This window comes from Photorhabdus africana, assembly GCF_035181445.1.
Classification (GTDB): Bacteria; Pseudomonadota; Gammaproteobacteria; order Enterobacterales; family Enterobacteriaceae; genus Photorhabdus; species Photorhabdus laumondii.
In genome coordinates, this window is record NZ_JAXBVE010000090.1 from 1 (window position 1) to 4,080 (window position 4,080).

General features: G+C 52.4%; 2 protein-coding genes. Both read right to left on the minus strand.

Translation table 11 applies throughout. The features are described 5' to 3' along the window. Positions 1 to 153: 153 nt before the first annotated feature. The gene (locus tag SLS51_RS22555) at positions 154 to 609 is read right to left on the minus strand and encodes a hypothetical protein (protein WP_149617571.1); all 456 of its coding nucleotides are present in this window, start codon (positions 607 to 609) and stop codon (positions 154 to 156) included. A 3-nt stretch (positions 610 to 612) separates the two neighbouring features. Then, a partial coding sequence (locus SLS51_RS22560; RefSeq protein WP_323840745.1) for a hemagglutinin repeat-containing protein occupies positions 613 to 4,080 on the minus strand: 3,468 nt, incomplete at its 5' end.

A 4,080-nucleotide genomic window follows, 5' to 3' on the forward strand; every position in this document is an offset into this window, starting at 1 on the left:
AAAGCCTATTTATCCCAGAATGCATTCAAAACACCGCAAAGAAAGTCGTCTAAAAACAAAACATTGGATGCGTGTTTTGAACGACTTAATTCTTAAGATCCTGTATATGATTGTCTACTATAATTTAGTGGATAATAAAGTAAAAATCCTAACTCAAGACTGGGATTCTGTATTAATTCTAAGACTGTTATAAAAATCTATAATGCTATTTAGATCAGTATTCCATTCAGATATTTTCATTCCGTCTTCATTGTGCGTAGTACGCGACTCTATAAAGTTATTTATCTTCTCTGGAGTAAAACCTGGACATTCATCTAAAAAGAGGATGCTATTTTGCAAGAAAACCTCCTCACCTGCAAAATATATGACCCAAACAAATATGAAATTTGTGTAATCGGGCTCATACATTGATACAGCTAGCGCCACAGGCTTTTTACTGTGTATACCCTCCTCAAGAGAAGCTCGCCAACTCCGCTTGTAATCCTCAAAGCTCCAATAAGATAAAGGTATGTGAACTGCTTCTGTAAACGTATCAATAATAATTGTCGCGGGCAGAACTAGCTCATTGTTTACTCTGATAGGTGCATCACCGGGAAATATACCAAACATTAATCAGTCCTTAATTCTGTTCAGATCACTATCGTAAGTCCCTATTCGCTTGCCTCTACGGTCAAACATTTTCCAACCATTAGTAACATTATGGCTATCAACATCAGGAGTAATATAGGTTTTACCATCAAAAAATACAGGTTGCCCATGTGAGTTAAATGGTGCTTTAGGAGGAGCTATTCTCCGATCAAAGCCTAATTTCCCTGCTGCCTCTTGGGCTTCTTTTCCTTTCAGAGCCAGATAGGCTAAGTCATCTTTATTTGGCTCTTCCGGAATCGGCGTAGTTGTGGTATTCCCTCCAGTATCCGGTTTTCCTTCCGTATTACCGGTATGATTTGGTGCAACACCAGATTGGTTTTCTTCATTGCCTGTATGGTTCGGTATACTACCCGGCTTTAACTGTTGGTTTCCACCGGTATGATTAGGGTATTTCCTTATATCACCGGATTGATCACCGCCGGTATGTGTTGGTAGGTCAGTTGGATTAGCAACTTGAGTGTATTTATCCTGAAGTGTATTTAGGTAACTCTGTGTGATTTCATCATTTCCCATCATCTGAAGCATAATCAGATGGTCTAAGTCTTCTGAAGAAATCTTATCAGCGATTTCCTTTGCCACTATTCCGGTTATACCCGCCTTAACGCCTATCTCCAGGACTTTTTCTGCCACTTTGGCTCGACACGGAGCAGCTATTGCACACCCTTCTGTTACCAGTTTTCCCAGGAAATTATTCTCCGCTGCATTCTTCCCAGCCTGCGCCCCAGTAAGGGCGCTGGCGGTGGAATCACCGGCAATGCCGCCTGCCAGTCCTGCCGCCAGGGTGGAAAGGGTGCTGATAGTTTGCTTCTGTTCCTCCGTTAACTCACTGACTTTGGCCCCGTCGCCGTAAAGTTGCTTAATCAGGACCTGAGCGGCCAGCTCACCGGAAGCAGCACCGGCTGCCCCTGACAAGGCATTATTGCCGCTGACCTCTGCGGCCACCGCGCCTAAAATCGCATGGGCCAGCGTATTGGTGGCGATATCCACCTGATGAGTTTGTGGATCGGTGGTCAGATCTTTTATCACGCCCGCCAGATACGGTGAAGCCCCGCCGGCCAGCGCCTGACCGAGGTTGTTGCCCGCTAAGCCCTGAATCGCTGCCGTGGCCGCCTGTAACGCTTTCTGATAGGTTCCGCCGGTCCCCAAGCCGGAGTCATTCAGTGCCTGCGTGTAAGCGGTGTCATAAACTTGTTGATTGATATCCGCTGGCGTCGGGTGTTTTTTGCCTGCGTTTATCAATTTTTCTCTGGCCTCAGCTTTGTCCTGTTCACTGATATGGTCCAGCTTCGCTTTCGCCGCTTTGGTGGCGATAATTTTCCCTTCCGTACTGGCTATCTCGGTCATCTGGGCGCTGATTTCGCCAATCAGTTGCGCCTGTTTCAGCCGCTGCTGTTCTTTTTCCTTATCAAATATCGGACTCAGGACATTCGCGGCATTATCGGTATCGCGACTTAAGTTCGCGACATCCTGCGTCTGGTGCGCTTTGTCCCGGATAATCAGGTTGCCGTCACTGACGGCGGCGTGCGTGGTGCTGCTGTCATGGCCTGAGTTATGAGTCCCCGTCAGCCCATTGACCGCCAGATTATTCAGGACCTGACCGGCGGTCGGTTGGCCGAGGCTGACGCCCGCACTTTGTTGCTCGACAGTAAAGTCCGCTTGATTTTGAATATCCTTAAAGCCCAGCGTTCCGGTGTTCAGGGTGTTTTTGGCTTTGTCGGCGGTACTTGCTATCACCGCACCGTCCAGTTGGGTATGGTCACCGACATGAACCTGATAGCCGCCTTTGCCAGCAAACAGCCCGGTCTGCTCCTGCACGCTGTCATAGTTGCTGTGCAGTTTATTGCGGCTGGCATTGAGGCTCGCGGTGCCGTTGGTGAGGGGACCCACGGTGGCACTGACGCCCGCGCTGGCATTCTGTTGTTTGCTGTCATAGCGCTGGCTGTCCTGCTCGCTGCTGAGGGTCAGATGACGTTTCACGTCGGCGGTAATCTGTTCGCCGCTGACCTGAGCGCCTTTTAGCGTGGTGTCCCGGCCACTGTTCAGCCCGACGGTCTGTCCCGCCTGTAATGTGGTGTTAGTATGACTGACGCCGTTGCCGTTTTCATGGCCGTTGCCCCGACTGACATTGGCCGAGACGTTCAGACCGGTGCCTCCCGGTCCTGCGGTCAGGCCCACGCCCAGCGCTCTGCCGTGGCTGCTGTTTTTGCCGGTGGTCTGTTCGGTGTTCTGGCTGGAGGAGAGCTGAATATCCCGGTGAGCATTCAGTTGCAGGTCTTTGCCCGCCTGTAACTGGCTGCCCTGAATACGAATATCGCCATTCTGGCCTGATGCGCCTTTGACATCCCCTTTGGCGGTTATATTGAGGTTATCCCCGGCCGTGAGATGGCTGCCCTGTTGAGTGGTCTGGCGGTGCTGCTGTTCTGAACGGGAAGATTGCCGACCGTAAGACAGGCTCACCCCGGCCAGGTTGTTATTGCCTTTGTCGTCACTGCCCTGAGCCGCCGCCAGTCGGCCAGCCTGCGCCGCTTGCACTCCGCTGAGGGCGGCTTTAGTGTTTTGCAGGGCTTTTACTCGCGGGTCACTTTCAGTGCGGGCGGCTCTGGCTGTTTGCACCGCGCTGTTGACGGCACCCCCAGCGGCACCACTCAGCGCCACGGTTAAACCGCTCTGTTTTTGTTCGGTTTTTGTCGTGGTGTGATGGCGGTTTTCCGCGCTGGTGATATCGACCTGTTGACCAGCGAGCGTCAGGTCTTTACCGGCAATCACCTCACTGCCGTGAACCCGGAGCTGTTCTCCTGCGTTGAGGGTGACATTGCCCTGACTGCTGCCGACCGTGCTGCCTTTGCTAAGCTGGCTGTCACTGTCGGTGGTGACTTTCTGGCTGGCTTTGCCTAAGGTGAAGCCAATCCCGCCCGTGCCCATCAGGCCCGATTTTTTCTCCTGCCGCAAATGGGTTTCATCGTGCGCTTCCGCAGCGGTGGTAACGGTGAGCTGATGACCGGCGTTCAGGCTGACGTCCTGCGTCCCCGCCACATTGCTGCCGCGGATATTGAGGTCTTTTCCGGCCTGTAAGTTGACTTTATCGCCACTGAATGTGGTACTGAGCGCCTGCCGGTCATGCACTTCATCGTGGGTTTCCACTGACGATTTCGACAGCCAGCCTTTACTGGTCTGTTTACTGTGCTCCACTAAGTCGGATGAGGCCGTCCCGGTGGTCAGCGTCAGGGTATTTCCGGCCTGCGCCGTCAGGTGTTGACCGGCGTTGACATGGGCAGCGGTGGCGTTCAAATCCTGCCCGGCTTGCAGGGTCACCTCACCGGCGCCGGTTATCTGGCTGCCGATATCCTGTTGTTGGGTCAGGTGGCGAGTGTTCTCTTTCCCCCAGTCGCCCTGCTCTGTGCGGCGCGTGCTTAAGGTGTCCAGCGTCAGGTT